This window comes from uncultured Campylobacter sp. (assembly GCF_937949835.1).
Lineage (GTDB): Bacteria > Campylobacterota > Campylobacteria > Campylobacterales > Campylobacteraceae > Campylobacter_B.
Window position 1 is genome coordinate 1 of sequence record NZ_CALEDC010000322.1, and the last position, 1,303, is coordinate 1,303.

Here is a 1,303-nt window from a genome sequence, read left to right on the forward strand (position 1 = left end):
TCCGCCGCCCGTGATGTGCACGTGCTGATCGATGAGTCCGGGCGCTAAAATTTTGCCCTCCAGATCGTAAATTTCAAGCCCTTCGACTCGAAAATCAAGCCCCTTAGAAACGGCTAAAATTTTACCTCCGCCGAGCAAAACGTCGCTCCTACCGATGTGCTCTGGCGCGTATAGATCGGCATTTTTAAGTAACAGCATATTTTCTCCTTTGCTTTGGATTTTTGATTGTAAATTTTACGTTTTTTGGCTTTCTTAACTGCGATGTCACGCCGCAATCTCGCCTCTTTTTCGCCGTTTCGCTTTGTAGCGCCTCTACGTCAAATTTTATAGTGCTTCGAGAAATTTTAGCGGGCTTTACGGAGAAATTACATACTCTATTTCGCTTTTATCAGCATAACTTATTCATCACAAAGCCGCAAAAGCGCCCCGTAGCGCCGTCTCTGCGGTAGGAAAAATGTAGCTCGCTCTCAAAAGTGCAGCGCGGATCAAATTTAACGTTTCGCACCCCCGCAGCTGCGAGCTCATCGCGCAGCGCGGCGTTCATATCGAAATGTCCCTGCGTTTTGTAGCGCTCAAACTCGCCCAGATCAAGCCCGCCGAGTTCATAGTTTTGCGCCTTGATATTCGCGCCTACAAATACCTTCAGCTCTGCAGCGACGCAGCCGAAGCGCTCGCTCATCAAATTTATCGCATTGGTGCAGATCCGCTGACTCACGCCCGCGCGCCCCGCATGCACCGCAGCAACCACGCCGCGCTGCTCATCAGCGATCAGCACTGGCGAGCAGTCCGCTACCAGCACGCACAGCGCCACGCCGCGCAGATCGGTCACGAGCCCGTCGCAGGGCGGGATTTCATCGCTACCTGCACGTAAAATTTCAACGCGGTTTGAGTGGATCTGGTGCATAAATTTTAAATTTCGAGGCGCAATACCGAGCATGTCGGCTAAAATTTCGCGATTTTTTGCGACGTTTTGCGGATCGTCGCCCACGTGATCCCCTAAATTTAAGCTCGCATACGCTCCGCCGCTTACGCCGCCTTCGCGCGTGCTAAAGCCCGCTAGCACGCCGTGTCCGTCCAATACAAACTCAAGATTTTCTCTGCAAATTTCGATTTTGTCCATCATGCGCCGCTTAATACAGGCTCAAAATTTTATCTACCGCGTCCCACGAAAGCCCCTCTTCTTCGCCATCGGCGCTCACGTCACGCACTGCAACAGTGCCGCGACCGACGAGCCGTCCGCCGGCAAAGCCCAGCTGCGCCGCGACGTATCGCGCGAGCAGATCGGTCTCGATATTTACGCGGC

The 1,303-nt window shown here is 53.0% G+C and carries 1 protein-coding gene and 1 pseudogene; both read right to left on the reverse strand.

The annotated features are described in order from the left end of the window. Nucleotides 1–198: pseudogene (locus tag Q0256_RS07345) on the reverse strand (beta-aspartyl-peptidase); the annotation flags it as partial. Nucleotides 199–388: 190 nt separating this feature from the next. Beyond that, nucleotides 389–1,120 (reverse strand): polyphenol oxidase family protein, encoded by a 732-nt coding sequence (locus tag Q0256_RS07350; RefSeq protein ID WP_297961735.1) that lies wholly within the window; start codon nucleotides 1,118–1,120, stop codon nucleotides 389–391. Between the last annotated feature and the right edge of the window lie 183 nt (nucleotides 1,121–1,303).

Excerpts from the sequence above, each read along its gene's own strand:
- Q0256_RS07350 (WP_297961735.1), bottom strand. The coding sequence starts at position 1,120 with ATGGACAAAATCGAAATTTGCAGAGAAAATCTTGAGTTTGTATTGGAC.